General features: G+C 71.0%; 17 protein-coding genes. 9 read left to right on the top strand and 8 right to left on the bottom strand.

Annotated elements, in window-relative coordinates:
- Positions 1–25 precede the first annotated feature (25 nt).
- Both ABD658_RS12215 and ABD658_RS12210 read right to left on the bottom strand, forming a co-directional pair.
- Complete coding sequence (locus tag ABD658_RS12215; RefSeq protein WP_344684230.1) at positions 26–514, bottom strand: OsmC family protein; 489 nt, start codon at positions 512–514, stop codon at positions 26–28.
- Positions 515–572: 58 nt separating this feature from the next.
- Positions 573–1,550, bottom strand: coding sequence for a sugar-binding transcriptional regulator (locus ABD658_RS12210; RefSeq protein ID WP_344684228.1), 978 nt, complete (start codon positions 1,548–1,550; stop codon positions 573–575).
- A 255-nt stretch (positions 1,551–1,805) separates the two neighbouring features.
- Here ABD658_RS12210 and ABD658_RS12205 point away from each other — a divergent pair, with 255 nt between their 5' ends.
- From ABD658_RS12205 to ABD658_RS12185, 5 genes are all read left to right on the top strand, one after another.
- Complete coding sequence (locus ABD658_RS12205) at positions 1,806–2,996, top strand: zinc-binding dehydrogenase (RefSeq protein WP_083277327.1); 1,191 nt, start codon at positions 1,806–1,808, stop codon at positions 2,994–2,996.
- Positions 2,993–4,411 carry an RbtT/DalT/CsbX family MFS transporter gene (locus tag ABD658_RS12200; RefSeq protein ID WP_344684225.1) on the top strand — a complete coding sequence of 473 codons (1,419 nt, stop codon included), beginning with the start codon at positions 2,993–2,995 and terminating at the stop codon, positions 4,409–4,411. The genes ABD658_RS12205 and ABD658_RS12200 overlap by 4 nt, the downstream gene beginning before the upstream one ends.
- A gap of 69 nt (positions 4,412–4,480) precedes the next feature.
- On the top strand, positions 4,481–6,187 hold the full coding sequence (locus ABD658_RS12195) for a dihydroxyacetone kinase family protein (protein ID WP_344744656.1): 1,707 nt from the start codon (positions 4,481–4,483) through the stop codon (positions 6,185–6,187).
- An 86-nt stretch (positions 6,188–6,273) separates the two neighbouring features.
- Positions 6,274–6,747 (top strand): ribose-5-phosphate isomerase, encoded by a 474-nt coding sequence (locus ABD658_RS12190; protein WP_344680542.1) that lies wholly within the window; start codon positions 6,274–6,276, stop codon positions 6,745–6,747.
- Positions 6,744–7,544, top strand: a complete 801-nt coding sequence (locus tag ABD658_RS12185) for a GolD/DthD family dehydrogenase (RefSeq protein WP_344680544.1) — start codon at positions 6,744–6,746, stop codon at positions 7,542–7,544. Before ABD658_RS12190 ends, ABD658_RS12185 begins: the two co-directional genes overlap by 4 nt.
- A gap of 92 nt (positions 7,545–7,636) precedes the next feature.
- Here the strand turns inward: ABD658_RS12185 and ABD658_RS12180 are convergent, their stop codons facing one another.
- Complete coding sequence (locus ABD658_RS12180; RefSeq protein ID WP_344680546.1) at positions 7,637–8,374, bottom strand: class I SAM-dependent methyltransferase; 738 nt, start codon at positions 8,372–8,374, stop codon at positions 7,637–7,639.
- Between the two features lie 106 nt (positions 8,375–8,480).
- Positions 8,481–8,957 carry a flavodoxin domain-containing protein gene (locus ABD658_RS12175; RefSeq protein WP_070162024.1) on the bottom strand — a complete coding sequence of 159 codons (477 nt, stop codon included), beginning with the start codon at positions 8,955–8,957 and terminating at the stop codon, positions 8,481–8,483.
- A 166-nt stretch (positions 8,958–9,123) separates the two neighbouring features.
- On the opposite strand from ABD658_RS12175, the gene ABD658_RS12170 reads away from it, so the two are divergent.
- From ABD658_RS12170 to ABD658_RS12155, 4 genes are all read left to right on the top strand, one after another.
- Positions 9,124–10,560 (top strand): histidine kinase, encoded by a 1,437-nt coding sequence (locus ABD658_RS12170; protein ID WP_344680549.1) that lies wholly within the window; start codon positions 9,124–9,126, stop codon positions 10,558–10,560.
- Positions 10,460–11,242 (top strand): response regulator, encoded by a 783-nt coding sequence (locus ABD658_RS12165; protein WP_344744652.1) that lies wholly within the window; start codon positions 10,460–10,462, stop codon positions 11,240–11,242. The genes ABD658_RS12170 and ABD658_RS12165 overlap by 101 nt, the downstream gene beginning before the upstream one ends.
- A 99-nt stretch (positions 11,243–11,341) precedes the next feature.
- Positions 11,342–12,307 carry an ABC transporter ATP-binding protein gene (locus tag ABD658_RS12160; RefSeq protein WP_344680551.1) on the top strand — a complete coding sequence of 322 codons (966 nt, stop codon included), beginning with the start codon at positions 11,342–11,344 and terminating at the stop codon, positions 12,305–12,307.
- Positions 12,304–13,428 (top strand): ABC transporter permease, encoded by a 1,125-nt coding sequence (locus ABD658_RS12155; protein WP_344680553.1) that lies wholly within the window; start codon positions 12,304–12,306, stop codon positions 13,426–13,428. Before ABD658_RS12160 ends, ABD658_RS12155 begins: the two co-directional genes overlap by 4 nt.
- On the opposite strand, the gene ABD658_RS12150 is transcribed toward ABD658_RS12155, so the two are convergent.
- From ABD658_RS12150 to ABD658_RS12135, 4 genes are all read right to left on the bottom strand, one after another.
- The gene (locus tag ABD658_RS12150) at positions 13,417–14,772 is read right to left on the bottom strand and encodes a dicarboxylate/amino acid:cation symporter (RefSeq protein ID WP_344744649.1); all 1,356 of its coding nucleotides are present in this window, start codon (positions 14,770–14,772) and stop codon (positions 13,417–13,419) included. The two genes, ABD658_RS12155 and ABD658_RS12150, sit on opposite strands and share 12 nt — an antisense overlap.
- A gap of 123 nt (positions 14,773–14,895) precedes the next feature.
- A complete protein-coding gene (locus tag ABD658_RS12145; RefSeq protein WP_344680555.1) occupies positions 14,896–16,890 on the bottom strand; it encodes an NHL domain-containing thioredoxin family protein in 1,995 nt (664 codons plus the stop codon).
- A gap of 85 nt (positions 16,891–16,975) precedes the next feature.
- Complete coding sequence (locus ABD658_RS12140; RefSeq protein ID WP_344680557.1) at positions 16,976–17,749, bottom strand: hypothetical protein; 774 nt, start codon at positions 17,747–17,749, stop codon at positions 16,976–16,978.
- Entirely contained in the window at positions 17,746–19,962 is a 2,217-nt protein-coding gene (locus ABD658_RS12135; RefSeq protein ID WP_344680559.1) for a bifunctional copper resistance protein CopD/cytochrome c oxidase assembly protein, read from the bottom strand. Before ABD658_RS12135 ends, ABD658_RS12140 begins: the two co-directional genes overlap by 4 nt.
- Position 19,963: the final 1 nt, after the last annotated feature.

The following is a 19,963-nucleotide window of genomic DNA, read 5'->3' as shown; positions in this document are numbered from 1 at the left end:
TGTGCTGAAGCGTCCACGACCCGTCTCAACGCGCCGGGAGGTCGGAGAATTCCACCGCCTCCACCCGCGGCCCAGGGTGACCGCCGGAGACGTCCGCCGCACCGGTGAGCAGCTTCGAGACCGGGCACCGCGCATGGGCGGCCTCCACATGGACCCGCGCCTGTGCAGGACGCAGCCCCTCGACGGCGGCCGCCGCCCGCGGCACGAAGCGATACCCCACTCCGGAGCGCTCCCGATGCAGCTCCACCTCCACGCAGACCCTGCTGCGTGCGGTGATCCCGGCCTCGGCGAGCACGACCTCCAGCGTGGCGTTGAGGCAGGTGCTCCAGGTCATGCCGAGCAGCTGCTCGGGATCGGCGCCGGCGCGGGAGCCCTCGGCCGGGACGGCGTCGAAGGGTGAAGCGGTCGGCAGGGAGGGCCCTCCCGCAGCGCGGACGTGACCGGAGGTGCCGCCGTCGTTGACCACGCGGGCCGTGTAGAGAGGGCAGGCGTCGTCGTCGGGGGTGGTCGTCATGGAGCCATGGTAGGCACGCCGCGCGCGGCAGGCCGCCGGAGCTGGTCCCGGGAGTCGGTCAGCGGCGCAGCGCCTGATCGATGCCGCGGGCGGTGGCCTCGTCGGTGACCAGGATGTTGAACCAGTCTGCGCGGGCGGCGGCGATGATGCTGGGCACCTTCTGCATGCCCGCCGCCGCGGCGATCCGCGTGGGCACGGCCTTCAGCGTGTCCGCGGGGATGCGGACCATCCTCTCGCTGCCGGGGAAGGTGACCTCGACGCCCGCTTCGTCATAGAACGCCAGGCACACGTCCCCCACCGAGCGGGCCAGCGAGGGGTGTTCCCGCGGCACCGACCGGGAGATCGACGCGCGGGTGGAGGCCGGAGCCCCGACACCGACCAGCGCCGCCTTGGCCGAGCGCCAATCGTCGACGATCTGCCGATACCCCGGGTCGTCCTGCAAGGCGTCGAGCAGCGCCGCCGAGGGCATCGAGGGCGCGAACAGGTAGTGCGGGTACCCGCCGGACGTCACCGTGAAGGCACGCACCACCTCGTTGGTCTGGTGCCAGGCGTCCGGCTCCGCCTGCCCACCCACCGTGGGCGCCACGACGACGCCGCTGAAGTCCCCCAGAGACTGCTGAGCCAGCGCATAGGTGGTCTCCCCGGAGGAGATCAGCAGGACGTCGCCGGCGCTGAGCGGCGCCTCGGCGAGCGCATGACGGGTCATCGGCCCCAGGCCGGGACCGAGGCGCCCGGATTGATCGCCGGGGGCCAGATGCACCTCATGCAGCCCCAGGCTCTCGCGGAGGGAGCGTCGCAGATCGTCGGAGCCGACGGCGCTGGGGCGATGTACCCGGATCTCCACGATGCCCAACCGGCGGGCCTCGCCGAGCATGCGGCTGATGGAGGGACGGGAGACCTTCAGCTGCTCGGCCACCTGCGCCTGGGTGGCGCCCTGCTCGTAGTACATCTGCGCGGCCCGGTAGAGCCGGTCGAGCTCCTCGAGGCCGGGTTCGCCCTCGCCCGCGGGTCGGGCCGGGGTGGGGTCTCGGTCCACAGGTGTGCCTTCCAGGTCGGTGCAATGGGGACCGCGCGCGGCTCGGCATCCGGTCCCGGAGCCGATGCCCGCGGGTCATCAGGGCTCTCCTCAGGGTATCTCGGGTCACATCGAGGATCGTGAACATATGTGCTTGACGTCTGTTCAGGTGACGCTACCATGGTCATCACGTGATCCGCCCCACGTGATCCGTCACTCATCCGCACCGGTCGGACCCACGACGGCGCACCTGCCCCACCCACGAGGAGCACACCGATGACCACCACCTCAGCCACCGCACACGCCACCTCCCCGGTGGCGACCACCGCCCCCGGGGTGGAGATCCCCGGCACCATGCGCGCCGTCGTCGTCCACGGCCCGCAGGACTACCGCCTCGAACGGCGCCCGGTCCCCACTCCCGGCCCCGGCGAGCTGCTGCTGCGCACCGACGCCGTCGGCGTCTGCGCCTCGGACCTGAAGTGCTACCACGGTGCCGAGAAGTTCTGGGGCGGCGAGCACAAGCCCGCCTGGGCCGAGACCGACCGCATCCCGGGCCACGAGTTCGTCGGCACCGTCGTCGCCGCCGGCGAGGGCGCCCTGGTCGCCCGCGGCGTGGACTTCGGCGACCGCCTGGCCTGCGAGCAGATCGTCCCCTGCGGAGATTGCTTCTACTGCGGCCGCGGCATCTACTGGATGTGCGAGCCCCACGACATGTTCGGCTTCAAGGGCTTCGACGGCGCCATGGCCGAGTACGTGCTGGTCCCCGTCCAGGCGCTGACCCACCCCGTATCCGCCGACCTGCCCGGCCAGTTCGCCGCCTTCTCCGAGCCACTGTCCTGCGCCATGCACGCCGTGGAGCGCGGCAGCATCCAGTTCGAGGACACCGTGGTCATCGCCGGAGCCGGCCCGATCGGCCTCTCGGCGATCGCCGGGGTGCGGCAGAAGAACCCGCTGCGCATCATCGCCCTGGACATGGTCGAGGAGAAGCTCGCCCTGGCCAGGACCGTCGGCGCCGACGTGACCATCAACATCGCCGAAGAGGACGCCGTCGCGAAGGTCAAGGAGCTGACCGGTGGCTACGGCGCCGACGTCTACATCGAGGCCACCGGCCACCCCTCGGCGGTGGGCCAGGGGCTGAACCTGCTGCGCAAGCTCGGCCGCTTCGTGGAGTACTCCGTCTTCAAGGACAAGGCCGCCGTGGACTGGTCGATCATCTCGGACGACAAGGAGCTCGACGTCCTGGGCGCCCACCTGGGACCGCACTGCTGGCCGGCCGCCATCAAGCTCATCGAGGACGGTGTGCTGCCCATGGAGCAGATCTGCACCCACCAGTACCCGCTCGAGCGCTTCCAGGACGCCCTGGACATGGTGGCCGACTCCTCCGGACAGTCCGTGAAGGTCTCCATCCTGCCCAACGGGCCGATCCCCGCCGGAACCGCCAACAACCTCCAGGACGGTGAGGCATGAGCACCACCGCGACCACCACCCGGGGGCCGCTGCCCGCCGGGCACCCGGACGAGACCCGCCTGGACCGCATGGGCATGCCGCACATGCTCCGCTTCGGATTCTTCGGCCTGCTGCTGGTGATGACCGGGGTTGGTGTGGAGTCCAACATCCTCGCCCCGCACATGGTGGATGTCCTCGGCTCCCCCGAGACCACCGTCTCCGCGATCATCACCGGACACTCCGTCTCGGTGCTGATCGCCTCCTACCTGGGCGGCTCCCTCTCCGACCTGTTCGGTCCGCGCCGCATCATGGCCGCCGGCGCGGCGATCTTCATCGTCTTCCAAGTGCTGTTCCTGCTCGCCCTGGCCGCGGGAAGCCTGGAGATGGCCGCCGTCACCTACTTCCTGCGCGGCTTCGGATTCCCCATGTTCGCCTTCGCGTTCATCGTGTGGGTCAACGTCACCGCCCCGCCGGAGCGGAACTCGACGGCGATCGGCTGGTTCTACGTGATGTACACCGGCGGACTGCCCACCCTGGGCTCGCTGGTCGCCATCGGCGCGATCCCCGCCTTCGGCGGCGGCGGGGCCGGCGGCATCGGCGAGACCGGCGCCATGTGGCTCGCCGGAGGCCTCGTGGCCGCAGGCTTCCTGCTGGCCCACTTCGGCATCCGCGACCCCCGCGGCTCCCAGCGGCTCGCCCCGGCCGGCGAGTCGGCCTCCCAGGTGCTCACCGCCGGGATCCGGCTGACCTTCACCAACCGCAGGGTCGCTATGGGCTTCCTGATCCGACTGATCAACACGGCCCCGCAGTTCGGCATGTTCATCATGCTGCCGGTGGTCATCTCCACCACGCTCGGCTGGGGGCAGTCCCGCTGGCTGGCCATGACCGTGGCGGTCTACGCCACCAACATCCTGGTCAACGCCGTCTTCGGCGCCATCGGCGACCGCTGGGGCTGGCGACGCACGGTCAAGTGGTTCGGCATCACCGGCTCCGCCATCGGCCTGCTGCTGTGGTGGTACGTGCCGCACCTGGTCCCGGCCGGGTCCACCTGGGGATACATCGTCTCGGTGATCGCCGGCTGTGTGTTCGGCTGCCTGCTGGCCGGCTTCGTGCCGATGGGCGCGATCATGCCGGCCCTGGCCCCGGACCACCGGGGCGCGGCGATGGCCATGTACACCACCGCCGCCGGCGGTGCCACATTCCTCGGCTCCGCCGTGGTCGCGATCGTCTTCAACATCGCCAGCTGGGTGGGCATGAGCGACTTCGCCCGCAACTCCCTGGTCGTCTGGGTCTTCGTCGGACTCTACGCCTGCGCCTTCGTGATGATCCGGCACCTGAAGGTCCCCCAGGACGAGATCAAGGAGAAGCACGGCAGACTCTTCGGCCGCCGCGAGGTCCCGCTCGCCGACGAGCCCTCCCCCTCCCCTGCTCGGTGAGCCGACCGTCCCCGATCCCGTGACCTGTCAGTCCGCAGACCACCCCCAGCCCGTCCAAGGAGCCCTCCCGTGACCACCCTGTACAACGACCCCTCCACCTTCATGGAGGACCAGCTCGCCGGCTTCCTCGACGCCTACGCCGACCGGCTGCGCGGCGTCGAGGGCGGCGTGGTCTCCACCGCGCCGCAGGACAGCCCGGAGGTCGCCGTCGTCGTCGGCGGCGGTTCCGGCCACTACCCGGCCTTCTCCGGACTGGTCGGCCCCGGGCTCGCCCACGGCGCCGTCGTCGGCAACATCTTCACCTCCCCCTCGGCCAGCCGGGCCTGCACGGTCGGCCGTGCCGCAGACGCCGGCCGCGGCGTGATCTTCACCTTCGGCAACTACGCCGGTGACGTCATGAACTTCGGTCTGGCCACCCAGCGTCTGGCCGCCGAGGGCATCGACGCGCGCGTGGTGGTGGTCACCGATGACATCGCCTCCGCAGACGAGCCGGAGAAGCGCCGCGGCATCGCCGGGGACTTCACCGTGTTCAAGGTGCTCGGTGCCGCCGCCGCCGAGGGGCTCGACATCGACGCCGTCGAAGCCGCGGGCCAGCACGCCAACGCCATGACCCGCACCCTGGGGGTGGCCTTCTCCGGCTGCACCATGCCGGGGTCCGAGGAGCCGCTCTTCGAGGTCCCGGAAGGGCACCTGGGCCTGGGACTGGGCATCCACGGCGAGCCCGGCATCGAGGATGTGCCCATGCTCAGCGCCGACCAGCTCGCGGAGCTGTTCGTGGAGCGGGTGCTCACCGAGGCCCCGGAGGGCGCCGGGCGCCGGGTGGCGGCGATCCTCAACGGACTGGGCACCACCAAATACGAGGAGCTGTTCCTGGTCTGGGGCCGAGTGTCCGCGCTGCTGCGGGACCGCGGCTATGAGGTGGTCCAGCCCGAGATCGGCGAGCTGGTCACCAGCCTGGACATGGGCGGCTGCTCCCTGACCCTGATGTGGCTGGACGAGGACCTCGAACGCTGGTGGACCGCCGATGCGTACACCCCGGCGTTCAAGCGGGTGGCCTCCGCCCTGCCCGTCGGCACCGCCGACCACACCGCCGTCGAGACGACGTCGGCGGCCACTGAGATCCCCGCCGCCGGGGAGGCTGGCCGTGCCCTGGCCGGCCAGGTCCGCGCCGTCGTCTCCGATCTGGCCGTGCTGCTGGAGGAGAAGTCCGGGGAGCTGGGCCGCATCGACGCGGTCGCCGGAGACGGCGACCACGGCCGCGGCATGCTGCGCGGCATCACCGCCGCCCAGGCCGCCATCGCCGAGGTCCCCGACCATGCTGGGGCGGCCGCCGTGCTGCGCGCCGGCGGACGCGCCTGGGCCGACGACGCCGGCGGCACCTCCGGGGTGCTGTGGGGCGCGGACCAGGAAGCCGCCGCCGGCACCCTCGACGACGCCGCCGCCTCCTACGCCGCCGAGGACGCAGTCGCCGCGGTGCAGGCCTTCCAGGACTCCATGCAGCAGCTCGGCCGGGCACAGGTGGGCGACAAGACGCTGCTGGATTCCCTCGTGCCGTTCGTGGACGCCCTCTCCGCCGCCGTCGCCGGCGGTGCCTCGCTGGCCGACGCCTGGTCCTCGGCCAGCGCGGAGGCCGCCAAGGCCGCCGAAGCCACCCAGGACCTCCGTCCGGCGGTGGGCCGCGCGCGTCCGCTCGCCGAGAAGAGCCTGGGCACCCCCGACGCCGGGGCCGTGTCCATGGCGATGATCCTAGGCCGCATCGCCGAACACCTGCGCTGAGCTCCACCCCTGCGCCGGTCCCCGCGCTCCACCCCCTGTCCCTGACCCAGACCCACATTCTGATCCCATCCGAAAGGCAAGAATCCATGACGAAGAAGCTGCGACTGGTGGTCGGCTGCGACGACGCCGGCTACGACTACAAGGAGGCCCTCAAGGCGGACTTCGAGGCGGACGACCGCGTGGAGTCCGTGGTCGACGTCGGCGAGGACTCCGACGGCCACACCCCCTACCCGCATGTCGCAGTGGATGCCGCCCAGATGGTGGCCGACGGCAAGGCCGACCGCGCGCTGCTGATCTGCGGCACCGGCCTGGGCGTGGCGATCTCCGCGAACAAGGTGCCCGGCATCCGGGCAGTCACGGCTCATGACCCGTTCTCCGTGGAACGCTCGGTGCTCTCCAACAACGCCCAGGTGCTGTGCATGGGCCAGCGCGTGGTCGGCAAGGAGCTCGCCCGCAAGCTCGCCGCCGACTGGCTGAACTACGAATTCGACACCTCCAGCGCCTCCGCGGAGAAGGTCGCCGCGATCAGCAGGTACGAGCAGACCGGGAGCTGCGGATGAGGTCGACCGGCGGAGCTCCCGTACCGGACCGGGCCGCGCTGTTCGACCTCACCGGGCGGGTGGCCGTCGTCACCGGCGGCGCCTCGGGCCTGGGTGAGGCGATCGCCCACGGCTTCGCCCGGCAGGGAGCCCTGGTGGTGCTGGCCGATCTGGACGCCGAGCGCCTCTCCGCCACCGCCGAGGAGCTGCGCACCGCCCACCCCGAGGCAGGCGGTGTAGACACGCTCCGTCTGGACGTCACGGACGCCGAGGCCGTGGAACAGGCCTTCGCCGACGTCGTCGCGACCCACGGCTCGCTGGACGTCCTGGTCAACTCGGCGGGGATCGTGGCCCTGGATCCGGTGGACGAGGTGCCGGAACGGACCTGGGAGAAGGTGCTGCAGGTCAACCTCACCGGCACGTTCCTGGCCTGCCGGGCCGCGGGCACGCACATGAAGGCCGCCGCCTACGGGCGGATCGTGAACATCGCCTCCCAGGCCGCCCATGTGGCGCTGGAGCATCACGCCGCCTATGGCGCCTCGAAGTCCGGACTGTTCGGGCTGACCCGGTCCCTGGCCCGCGAGCTGGGGCCTCACGGTGTCACCGCCAACACCATCTCACCGACCGTGGTGATGACCGAGCTGGGTCGGCAGGCCTGGGACGGGCCGCATGGCGAGGCACACCGAGCGGAGATCCCAGTCCGGCGCTTCGCCGAGCCCGAGGAGATCGCCGCCGCCGTCGTCTACCTGTCCTCCCAGGAGGCCGCGATGGTCAACGGAGCGGACCTGCGCATCGACGGCGGGTTCACGATCGTCTGACCCTTCCCCTGCGCCGTTGGCTCCGGAGCGATCGTCGCTAAACGTCGCGTCAGTAGGCGTATTCCGACCATCGCTCCGGGGTCAACACTGCGTCAGGGATGGGTGAGCAGCACCGACCAGCTGGCGCTGGGTGTGTCGTCGGGTTCCCCGTCCTGCAGGGAGGCCCGGAGCCCGGCCTGCTCCGCCAGGGCGACGAACCCCGCGTGGGTGTGCCAGTGCAGCAGCCACTCGCGCTCGTCGACCTGGATGTCATGGCCCCGGCACCGTTCATAGCGCAGCAGGGTCCGCTGGGTGCGGGCGGGGTCGTCGCGCTCCTGGCTGACGAGTGTCAGCCGCAGGATGGCGCCGTCGTCGTTGACGGTCTGGCGCACCTGGCCGATCTCCTGCTCCGCGGCGGGCTCGGGGATCCAGAGCGGGACGAGTGCGGCACCCTCAGGGGCGAGATGATCCCTGATTCGACGCAGCGTCTCGACGACGGCGGCATCGTCCGGCAGCAGCAGGATGGTGGGCCCGGCGAGGAAGACGGAGCGGTACCGCCGCGGAAGATCGAGCTCCTCCATGCGCTGCGCGTAGAGCCGCGGCGCCGACCCCTGACCCTCTGCGGCCGCACGGAAGCGGGCCAGCATGTCCGGAGAGGAGTCGACGCCGTCGACGTCGAGCCCCAGCTGCAGCAGCTCCAGCATCGGCTCGCCGTCGCCGCAGCCCAGCTCCAGAGCCGGCTGGCCCTGAGATCGTATGAATTCGGCATAGGGGGCGGCGTCGAAGCTCTCGCCCTTCAGCGGGGCGTACATCTCGGCCACCAAGCCGGTGTAGAAGTCGGCAGCACGCATGCCCTGCACTGTACTCGCACCTGATGGCGGTGGCTCCGCGGTTTGGGCCCTTATGACGACGTTTCTCACGTCAGAAGGGCCCAAAGCGCGGAGGCATCGGGACCGCTCAGCTGATCCCGTAGGCCAGCAGCGAGCTGGCCCAGTCCTCGATGGCGGGCCAGTCGCGGAAGTCCGCGTCCTTCGGAGCCTTCGCGACGGTCAGCTGCAGCTTCTCCAGGAAGCTGATCTTCTCCGCGTCCACCGCTCCCCGGAAATAGGCGATCTCCCGATGCGGGTACTGCCGCAGGGTGGCGTAGAGGGGCTCCTCGAGTCGCGGACCGCCGCCTACGGCGTAGAGGAACAGCGGCTTGCCGCTGAGCTCGGTGCGATTGCTGTCCAGGAAGAGCTTCCCCGGCCCGTAGAGCGCCTGCCGGTACACAGGCAGCCCGACGACGACGTGGTCCGCCTCGTACAGCCACGGCCCCGCTTCGGAGACGTCCTTGACATGGGTGGAGACGCCTCGGGCGCTCAGCGTGGTGGCGATCCGCTCACCGATCTCCGCCGTGGAGCCGTGCTTGCTCGCCGTGACGACCAACGTGGTCATGGGGTCATCCACCTTTCCCAGTCCTGAGATGCTCCTCAGAGTCTACTGATTCCGTGCCGCGGGCAGAACGCGCGATGATGGCGCGCCCGCTCGGATCGGACTACTCTCCCCATCAGTGACGTCTCGTGGACGCCCGCCCGCCGTCGTCGACCGCAGAAGGACACCGATGCCGACAGCCGAGTCCGACCCCCGCCCGGTGTCCGCCGACGCGCCCGACTGGCGCCGACGCGACCCCACTCCGGACGAGCTCCGCCATGACACGCTGATCGCCCTGGCCCTCTTCTGCGGGGCGGTGCTGTCGCTGACGCTGGGCCGCGGGCTGGGCTTCTACGAGGAGCCGGCTGGACCCGTGGTCTCTGTGCTGTGTCTGGCGCTGCTGCACCTGCCGGTCGCGTGGCGTCGGCGCCGCCCGGCTCTTGTCGCCGTCGTCGTGGCCGGAGCCATGATCCTCGCCGGTGAGCTGCACGTGCCGGAGCTGCTCATCAGCAACATCTCCATCTTCCTGGTCCTCTATACGCTGGGGGCATGGAACAACCGGGACCGCTCGGCTCGGATCGCCCGTTGGGCGGTGGTGGCCGGGATGGCTGTCTGGCTGCTGGTCTCCTTCATCCGCATCTCCGTGGAGCCGATGTTCGACTCCGACGAGCCGCTCGCCCCGGGAGCTCTGACCCCGGCCTTGGCGATGATCCTGTACCAGCTGCTCACCAACCTCCTGTTCTTCGCCGGGGCCATCTGGTTCGGCCACCGGGCCTGGGAGTCCGCCCGGGACCGTGCCCGGGCGGAGGAGCGCGCCGAGCAGCTGAACGCGGAGCGTGCCGTCGTCGCTGAGCAGGCCGTCGCGCTGGAGCGCCTCCGGCTGGCCCGCGAGCTGCATGATTCGGTGGCCCACCATGTCTCCCTCATGGGGGTGCAGGCCGCCGCCGCCCGGACCGTGCTGCCCACGGATCCCGCGGAGGCCGAGCGGTGCATCCGCCGTGTGGAGGACGCGGCACGACGCTCCGTGGCTGAGCTACACCACCTGCTGGGCGTGCTGCGCACGCACAACCCCGACGCAGTCTCCAGCACCTTGCGGGCGGAGCACATCCCTGACCTGGTGGAGCAGCTCCGCAGCGCCGGCGTCGCGGTGAACCACCAGGTGCACGGCGAGCCTCAGACACTCGAACCCCTGGCCTCGCTGACCCTGTACCGGGTGGCGCAGGAGGCCCTGACGAATGTGCGCAAGCACGCCGGCCCCGAGGCCCGGGCGAGCCTGCGGATACGCTGGCGCAGCAGCTCCGTGGAGCTGGAGGTCACCGACGACGGCGGCGCCCGCGCCCCCTCTCATCCGACCGGAACGCAGGACCCGGGTGGACACGGCCTCCTAGGGATGCGCGAGCGCGCCACGGCGGCCGGGGCCGACTGGAGACCGGTCCCTCCCCTGAGGGCGGCTTCATGGTCCGGGTGGAGCTCCCCCTGGACATCGCGGCGGATCCCGCGACGACCGCCGCCGTCGAGGAGGCACTGTGACGCCCCCACACGACATGTCTCCCTCCGAGACGTTCCCCCAGCAGCCGCCGGACGCCGCGGCGTCCGGGGACACCGTCCGGGTCCTGCTGGCCGATGACCAGCCGCTGCTGCTGCAGGGCATCGCCACGATCCTCGACGCCCAGCCGGACTTGGCGGTGGTCGGCACCGCCTCCTCGGGGCAGGAGGCTGTGGAGATGGCAGACCGCCTCCGACCGGACGTGATCTGCATGGACATCGAGATGCCCGGTGTGGACGGCATCGAGGCCACCGCGCGAGTCCGTGGGGCGGGCACCGCGGAGGTCATCATGCTGACCACCTTCAACCGTGAGGACTACCTGCTGCGGGCCCTGCAGGCCGGTGCCAGCGGATTCCTGCTGAAGACCGCCTCCCCGGAGCAGCTCGCCGAGGGCATCCGCACGGTCGCCGCCGGCGAGGCGCTGCTGGCGCCGGAGGTCACCCGGTCCCTGATCCGCCGAGCGGTCAGCTCCGGAGGACTCAGCTCCGTCCCCGACGGCGCCAGCGCCGACGATCTGGGTGGCCGGGAGTCTCGCGCCGGGACGGTGCCGGACCCCCTGAGCGATCGGGAGGTGGAAGTGCTGAGGCTGGCGGCCCGCGGCCTCTCCAACGCGGAGATCGGCGCCCAGCTGTTCATCGGCGCGGAGACGGTCAAGACGCATATGTCACGGGTCCTGGCGAAGCTGCACCTGCGCAATCGGGTGGAGGCGGTCGCCTACGCCTATCAGCACCGGATCGTCACCCCGGACGCGGACCCCGCCTGAGGTCGACCGCCCCACGGCAACGATCCCTCGCCAGGCTCCCCCGCCACGTTCCCCCGCACGGGGGATCCGCCTGTCGGTGCCCCGGCCTAGGCTCGGAGCATGCTCGAACTCGACTCCGTCTGCAGGTCCTACTCCGGACGCCAGGTGCTCCACGACGTCTCCTTCTCCGCCCGGCGCGGGAAGCTCACCGGTTTCGTCGGCGGCAACGGCGCCGGGAAGACCACGACCATGCGCATCGTCCTCGGCGTCCTGGACGCCGACTCCGGCGACGTCCGGCTCGACGGCTCCCCTGTCGCCCCGACGTCTCGGGGCCGGTTCGGCTACATGCCGGAGGAGCGCGGGCTCTACCCCAAGATGCGGGTCGCCGACCAGATCAGCTACCTGGCGCGCCTGCACGGCTTCGACCGTCGCGAGGCCCGACGGCGGGCTGAGGCCCTGCTGGCCCGCCTGGACCTGACCGAGCGTGCCGGCGATCCCCTGGAGTCCCTCTCCCTGGGGAATCAGCAGCGGGTACAGATCGCCGCCGCTCTGATCCACGACCCGGACGTCCTGATCCTCGACGAGCCGTTCTCCGGGCTCGACCCGATGGCGGTCGACGTCGTCCTCTCCGTGCTCACCGAACAGGCGGAGGCCGGCGCCGTCGTGCTGTTCTCCTCCCACCAGCTGGATGTGGTGGAGCGGCTCTGCGACGACCTGGTGATCATCGGTGCCGGCAGGATTCTGGCCGCCGGCGGCCGGGAGGAGCTGCGCGAGCGGCACGGAACGCGGCGCTACGAGCTGATCACCGAGGCCGACGCCGGCTGGGTCCGGGACGTCACCGGCGTCGAGGTGGACGAATCCGCCGCAGGGCGTGCGCTGTTCCGCGCCGACCCCGACACCGCCCAGCAGGTGCTGCACCGCGCCGTCCAGCGGGGGGCGGTCCTGCATTTCGCCCCCGTGCTGCCCAGCCTGAGCGAGATCTTCAAGGACGTCGCCGGCCGGGTCGACGAGCGGCCGGCAGCACAGACCACAGCACAGACCACGGCACAGGCCACCCGCCAGCTGGAGAAGGAGAACGTCCGATGAGCACCCCCGCCCTCGCCTCCCGGGCACCTTCCCCGGCACCCCTGAGCATCGGCCAGGCCTCCCTGCTGGTGGCCGAACGCGAGATCATCTCCCAGGTGCGCAGCAAGGCGTTCCTGGTGAGCCAGATCATCACGATCCTGTTCGTCGCCGGCGGCATCGTGGCCATGGGCCTCTTCGGCGGAGGGGAGGACGAGCCCGAGGTCGCCGTCGTCGACGCCGGTCAGGCGGCCCAGCTGATCCCCTCCGACGGGCTCGAGCAGGTGGAGGCGGCCGACATGGCGGCCGCCGAGGAGCTGCTGCGCGGCGGCGACATCGACGCGATCATCACCGCCGACGCCGACTCTCCGGTGGGTCTGCAGGTGATCGGGCTGGACTCGGAGCCCACGGAGGTCGCCCAGATGCTCTCCGCCGCGCCGAGCCTGGTCACCCTCGAGGGCGAGAACGCCGGGACCCTCCGCATGGTGGTGGCGATGCTCTTCGGCCTGGTGTTCATGATGCTGTCCATCACCTCCGGCATGATGATCGTGCAGAACACCATCCAGGAGAAGCAGTCCCGCATCGTGGAGATCCTGCTCTCCTCGATCACGGCCCAATCGCTCCTGGCGGGCAAGGTGCTGGGCAACTCGGTGCTGGCCATCGGTCAGGCCGTGGTGATCGCCTCAGCCGCCGCGGCGGCTCTGATGCTCTCCGGTCAGCAGGACGTGCTGGACATGCTCACCGTGCCGATGCTGTGGTTCGTGCTGTTCTTCGTGCCCGGCTTCGTGCTGATCGCCGCCATGTTCGCCGCCGGTGCGGCGCTGGTCTCCCGGCAGGAGGATTCCGGAGCGGTGGTCACACCGACGATGATGCTGAGCATGATCCCGTACTTCGTGGTCGTGTTCTTCCACGACACCCCGCTGATCATGACCATCGCGTCCTACGTGCCGTTCAGCGCGCCGGTGGCGATGCCGCTGCGGATGTTCTTCAACGAGGCGATGTGGTTCGAGCCGATCCTCGCCCTGGCGATCCTGCTCACCAGTGCCGTGGTGTTCATGCTCCTCGCCGCCCGGATCTACAGCCGGTCGCTGCTGCGCACCGGGCAGCGAGTCCCCCTCCGGGAGGCCCTGGGCTCAGGCGGATGAACCGGCGGTGCCCTCGCCCGCGTGCTCGGCCTCGTCCTCGTCCTCCGGCGGGGCATCCGGGTCCACCAGCATCCCGGGCTCGGTCTTGGCGATGATGCGCGTACCCGTGAGGTCCCCGGTGACGTTGCACAGGGTGCGGGCCATGTCCAGGATCGCGTCGATGCCCGCCACCAGCGCCACCGGCGCCATGGGCAGCCCCGCGGCGGTGACGGCCATGGTGAGCATGATGAGCCCGGCGCCCGGCACACCGGCGGTGCCGATGGAGGCCAGCACCCCGACGGCGGCCACGGTGGCCAGCTGGGTCAGGGTCAGCTGCGTCCCAGTCACGTTGGCGATGAACACCGTGGCCGCCCCGACGTAGATGGCGGTGCCGTCCATGTTGATGGTCGCACCCAGGGGCAGGGTGAAGGAGTACACCCCGCGACGCACGCCCAGCCGTTCGGCCGCCTGGGTGGTCACCGGCAGGGTGCCGGACGAGGAGCGGGTGATGAAACCTGTGAGCATGGGCTCCTTAGCCCCGCGGAAGAACCGGCCCACCGGGGCACGGAAGAGCAGCAGGATCAGCGCGTAGATCACGATCTGCAGGACGATCCCGCCGTAGACGACCCCGGTCAGTGAGGCCAGCGGCAGCAGCGCATCGGCCCCGGTCTCCCCCACCACCACGGCGATCAGCGCGAACACGCCGATGGGCGAGTACTGCAGGACCCCGCGGATGATCAGGAAGACCAGCTCCACACCGCCGTCGACGAAGCGCCGCAGGTGCATGGCCAGCCCGGCGAGCCGATCGTCGGTGCTGTCCTGCATGAAGGCCAGGGCGACGCCCGCGGCCAGGGCGAAGAACATCACGGCCAGCACCTCCCCCTCGGCCAGGGCGGAGAAGATGTTGTCCGGGACGATACCGGTGAGCACCTCCGCCAGCGGCGGGGCGGTCTGCTCGTCCACCTCGGCGTCCCCGGGGAGGCTCAGCCCGGCTCCCGGGGAGACGAGCAGGGCGACGCCGATGCCGATGGTCATCGCGAACGCGGTGGTCACCAGGTAGTAGAGGAAGGCCTTGCCGCCGATGCGACCCAGCGTCTTCGGGGACACCGAGGCCACTCCGGCCATCAGGGTCAGCAGGATCAGCGGCATCACCAGCATGGTCAGCAGCCGCAGGAAGATGTCACCGAGCGGCTGCACCACCGCGATGGGCGGGCCCACCACCAGGCCCGCGACGACGCCGAGCACCAGCGCCACCCCGAGCTTCCAGATCAGAGGGACGTCCAGGTACCACCGCCACAGGGAACGGCGCGACGCCGTCGGCTCCCCTGCGTCGGTGCGGGACGGTGACGATCCAGCCATGGTCATCTCACTCCTGCAGGGCGGACCTGTGCCGATCCGGCCCCCTCGACGAATGTGCAGGATTCAGTGTGACATGGCTGACGTGGGAGGACACGAAGACTCGGCCGATGGGGCGCAGGTCCCCTCAGCTCACTTGATGCCGCGCAGGTCCAGCTCCAGGGCGGAGTCCCCCTCGGGCCGCACCGTGACCGGGATGCCCCAGTCCTGCTGGTACAGGTGGCAGGCCGCGTGCATCGGGATCTCCTCGCCGGGGGCACCGTCGCAGGCGGCCGCGCGAGCGGTGATGTGCAGGACGCCCTCGGCGACGGACGGATTCAGCCGCAGGGTCCGGCGCAGCCCCTCGGCGCTGCCGGCACCCTCCAGGATGAGCTCCTCCGGGGAGGAGGAGATCTTCAGCTGGGTGGGATCGCCCCACCGGTCGTCGAGCTTCTGCCCGGTGGGGGCCTCGAAGCCGATGCTCAGGCTGAACTCCCCCGGCGCGACCTCGGTGGTGGGCCGCTGGGTCTCCCAGGCTCCCTCGTCCACGGTGAGGAACTCGTCGGGGATGGCCACACGCACCAGCTCGTGGGCGTTGGTCTCCACCACCAGCAGGGTCGTGCCATCGGAGTCCAGCAGCACGTCGGAGGGCTCCTTCAGTCCGCGCGCCACCGTGGAGACCGCCGCGGCCACCGTGGTGCCGTCGGCCGCGCGGTGCTCCCCACGGTAGCGGCGGATCGCCCCGTTGTAGGTGTCTGCCACCAGCACGGAGGAATCCGGCAGCACGGTCACTCCCAGAGGGTGCTGCAGTCGCGCCTCGGCCGGGTCGCCGTCCCGGAACCCGAAGTCGAACAGCCCCTCCCCCACGATGGTCTCCACTGCGGGGGCCTCCGGGTCCTGGCTGACCCGCAGCACTCGCAGCGAGGAGGTCTCGGAGTCGGCGATCCACACATCCCCGGCGGCGTCGGCGGCGAGCCCGGAGGTCTGCGCGAACCAGGAGTCCTCGGCGGGGCCGTCGGTCAGCCCCTCCAGCCCGGTGCCGGCCAGCACCTTCAGCTCCCCGGTGACCGGGTCGAAGGAGAAGATCTGATGCGTCCCGGCCATCGCCACGATCACCGAGCCGGTCACCGGGGACCACAGCACGTCCCACGGGGAGGACAGCGAGACCTCCAGCGGCACGGTGCCCAGGCTGCCCACCACGGGGCCCTCCGCCTGGGTGACCCGCTCGGAGTCGATGAGCCGCTGCACTCCGTTGCCGGCCAGCGTGGTCACCTGGCCCGTGGCCACATCGATGCCGCGCAGCCGGTGGTTCACGGTGTCCGCCACGACGACGTCGTAGCCCACCTGCTGGGCCACCTCGGCCGGCAGCAGGGCCAGGCCCTGCGGCTCGGTGAAGCGCGCCGTCTCAGCGTCGCCGTCCCGGTGGCCCTTCTCCGGGGAGGCGAGCACGCCGTCGTCATCGGCGACGCCGCCGCCCCAGCTGCGGACTACGGTCTGCAGGTCGGACTCCAGCTCCACGATCCGGTGATGGCCGGTGTCGGCCACCAGGAAATGCCCCACCGTGGTGGCGTCGCCGCCCAGCGGACGAGTCACCGGCACCGCCTTGCCCGGGAAGCGCAAGGTGCGGGACACCGGCTCCGGCGGCACGTAGGGCCCGTCGCCGCGGTGCAGCGTGCCCTTGGCCTCGTGCTCGGCCACCAGCTCCTCCACCAGGGAGGACAGGCCCGCCACATGGCCCTCACCGGCCAGGTTCGCGGCGATGTAGCCCTCCGGGTCGACGACGACCAACGTCGGCCAGGCGCGGGCCGAGTACGCCTGCCAGGTCACCAGGTTCGGGTCGTCCAGCACCGGGTGTGCGATCTCGTAGCGCTCCACAGCGGCGGCCAGCGCGTCGGGGTCGGCCTCATGCTCGAACTTCGGGGAATGCACGCCCACGGTGACCAGCACGTCGGAGAACTGCTCTTCCAGCGGGCGCATCTCATCGAGCACATGCAGGCAGTTGATGCAACAGAACGTCCAGAAGTCCAGGATCACGATCTTGCCGCGCAGATCCTCCAGGGTGATCTCCTGGCCACCGGTGTTCAGCCAGCCGCGGCCGACCAGCTCGGAGGCCCGCACCCGGTCGGTGCGGCGGATCGTCTGCGTCATGCGTGTGCTCCTTCTGCTCAGCCCCGCCATGGCGGGGCGTCCCCGGGGTGAGGCCTGCCTCGCACCCGAGATCATCTCCGGGCGCTCAGTCGGCGAGCGCCTCCGTGGTCGCGGCGGCGACGGCCTCCGCCATGGCGGTGAACTCCTCCTGCGCCGCGGCGGGCTCGCCGATGAACGACACCATCACCACGTCATCGCCTGCACGGGTGAACAGGATCTGGGCCCCGATCATTCCATCCTCCTCCGAGCCCGCCAGGCTGCGGGTGCGGGCGTAGCCCACCGTCCCGTCGCCGTCGCCGTCGGCGGGGCGGAGGGTCTCCAGCTCCACGTCGGAGAACTCCAGCACATAGTCAGCGTCCAACTGGGTCAGCTGCACCTGCGGGCAGGACTCCACTAGGGAGCGGACATGGTCCATGTGCTCCTGGACGCGAGCGACGGCCTCGCCGTCGTCGCCGTCGATCTCGGCGATCTCGATGGATCCCGTCCCGGTGAAGGTCTCGGAACCGAAGTCCACCCGGGCGGCGTCGGAGCCGAGCAGCAGCGGCGCCCAGTCCACTGCGGCCAGCGGCGCCTCGCAGGAGGCCGGGTCCACCTCGACGTCGGCCTCCCCGTCGGCCAGGGAACCCTCCATCTGCTCGCGGAACTCCTCCACGGCGGCCTCCGTATAGAACCCGGCGGAGTCGAAGCCGAACGTGGAGGCCCGTTCCATCCCCGCCTCCGCGGCGGCGATCAGCCGGTCGGATCCCGCCCGGGGACTCTGCTCGCCCTCGGCGGCGTCTCCGTCGGAGCCGCAGGAGGTCACCGCCAGTGCGGTGCTCAGCAGCAGCGCCGGCAGCAGTGAGATGCGGGTGCGGATCATCGGGGAGCGTCCCTCTCTGCCATGCGGGCGAACATCTCGTTGTACTCGTGCAGCTCAGCGTCGCCGGTCCGGTCGGCCTCACGGTCCTCACGGACCATCTCCCGGCGGTCCGCCCGGGACCACTGCACCGCGGCGATGACGGCCAGCAGCATGGTGGGGATCTCGCCGAGCCCCCACATCAGCTCCCCGCCGCGCTGCTGGTCCTCGATGGCGGAGAAGCCCCAGTCGTGACCGATGTTGCCGAACCAGCTGGCCTGGATGAGCGACTCAGACCCGGAGAGCGCGACGGCGATGAACGCGTGGAAGGCCATCGTGGCCAGCAGCATCACGAGCCGGATGGCGTGCGCGGGACGTTTCGGCAGCGGGTCGTGACCCACCATCACCAGGGCGAAGATGTAACCGGTGAGCAGGAAGTGGACGTTCATCAGCTCATGCCCCACGTGGTACTCCAGGGCGTAGCCGAACAGCGGGGTGTAGTAGAACAGCACCAGCGATCCGGCGAAGTTCGCCGCGGCCACCACCGGGTGGGTCACCACCCGGGAGAACCGCGAGTGCACCAGCCACAGGATCCACTCCCGGGCCCCTCGGGTGCCGTCGGTGCGGGGAGCCAGCGCACGCATCGCCAGCGTCACCGGAGAGCCGAGCACCAGGAACATGGGCGCCACCATGGTCAGCGTCATGTGCTGGATCATGTGGCCGGAGAACAGCACCATCCCGTAGACGGCCGGGCCGCCTGAGGTCACCCACAGCAGCACCGCCAGCCCCACCAGGAAGCTGACCGCCCGCATCACGGGCCAGCCGTCGCCGCGGCGTCGCAGCCGCACCATCGAGTACAGGTACCAGGCGGCCAGGAATACGATGATCGCCACCCACAGCCAGTCGAAGCGCCACTGGCTGAACCACAGGCCCACCGTCGGCTCCGGCGGGAGGTCGTAGCCGGTGAGGATGCGTGCCGGGGTGGCGTCCGGAGGCAGGTCCTCCGAGACCGGCGGGGAGGTGCGCCCCAGGATCGCGCTGACCCCGATGACCGCGGACATGACCGCGATCTCCACCAGGATCAGCTGCCACAGCAGGCCCGTGACGGCCCGGGTGCGGGCCGGATCACCGGCCGGCAGTGCGGACGGCGACGGCGCGCCGGCCCCCTCATGGGACCCGGCCAGCCGGGGGATGATCCAGCTGCGGTTCATCCATCCGACCACGCCCAAGCCCAGGGTCGCCCCGACCTTCAGCGCGATCATGATCCCGTAGGGGGTGGTCAGCAGCTGGTCCAGCGTGGCGATGCGCAGATCGGCGTTGATCACCCCGGAGAACGCGACCGTGGCGATGGCCAGGCCGGCCAGCACCGAGTAGCGGCGCAGCAGAGTCCCGACGATCTCCGGCCCGCCCTGCTCCCGGGCCGTCAGCGCGGCCGCCTGCCGACGGATCTCCGGGGAGAGCAGCGCCAGGACCACGAGTCCGCCGACCCAGACCACCACACCCAGCAGATGCAGGCCCAGGGAGTTCACCGCCGCTGAGTGGTCGTCTCCGGACCCGGAGTGCCCCACCAGGGCCATCGGGACGATCCCGCCCAGGCCGAGCACCGCCACGAAGAAGAGACCGGCCGGTGAGCGCACCGCGAAGACCAGGGTGGCGAAGACGGCGGCGATGATCACCACCGCCATCCACGCCTGGCCCGTGGCGATCGACTGCACGTAGCCCAGGAAGCCCGCGGAGAAGTTCTCGTCCGCAGACAGCGGCTGGCCGGCCAGCGCCGAATAGGAGAGCACCAGCACGACGACGGCCGCCACCGTCCACACGACGGAGGAAATGCCGGCGATCTGCAGTGTGCGGGCGTAGAGCGGGTGCTCCCCGGAGGCGGATGAGGCGGAGGTCCCGGCGCGCTCCACACGGGCCTTCTCCGCGCGCTCCGCACGACTCTGCCGACTGCGGGGACCGAGCCGCGCGGGCACCGCCACGACGGCGAGGATCACGGCGGCGACCGCCGTGGCCATGGCCAGGTGGTGGACGAAGCGCGCCACGGGCAGGCCCCACCGGGTCACAGCGCCGGGGTCGGCGATCTGCGAGGGCCGGCCCACCCCGGTGAGCAGGCCTGCGAGTGCCACGGCCACCAGGCCGAGGCAGAGGACGGCGCCCACCGCAGGCAGCGCGACGGCGCGCACGGGGGCGTCCGCGGTGGGACGGGCGGCGCCTCGGCCGCCTGCGGCAGGCGTCATC

Source organism: Nesterenkonia aethiopica (assembly GCF_039534665.1).
GTDB lineage: Bacteria > Actinomycetota > Actinomycetes > Actinomycetales > Micrococcaceae > Nesterenkonia > Nesterenkonia aethiopica.
Note: the sequence above shows the minus strand (reverse complement) of the source record. Positions and strands in the feature narration are given on the sequence as shown.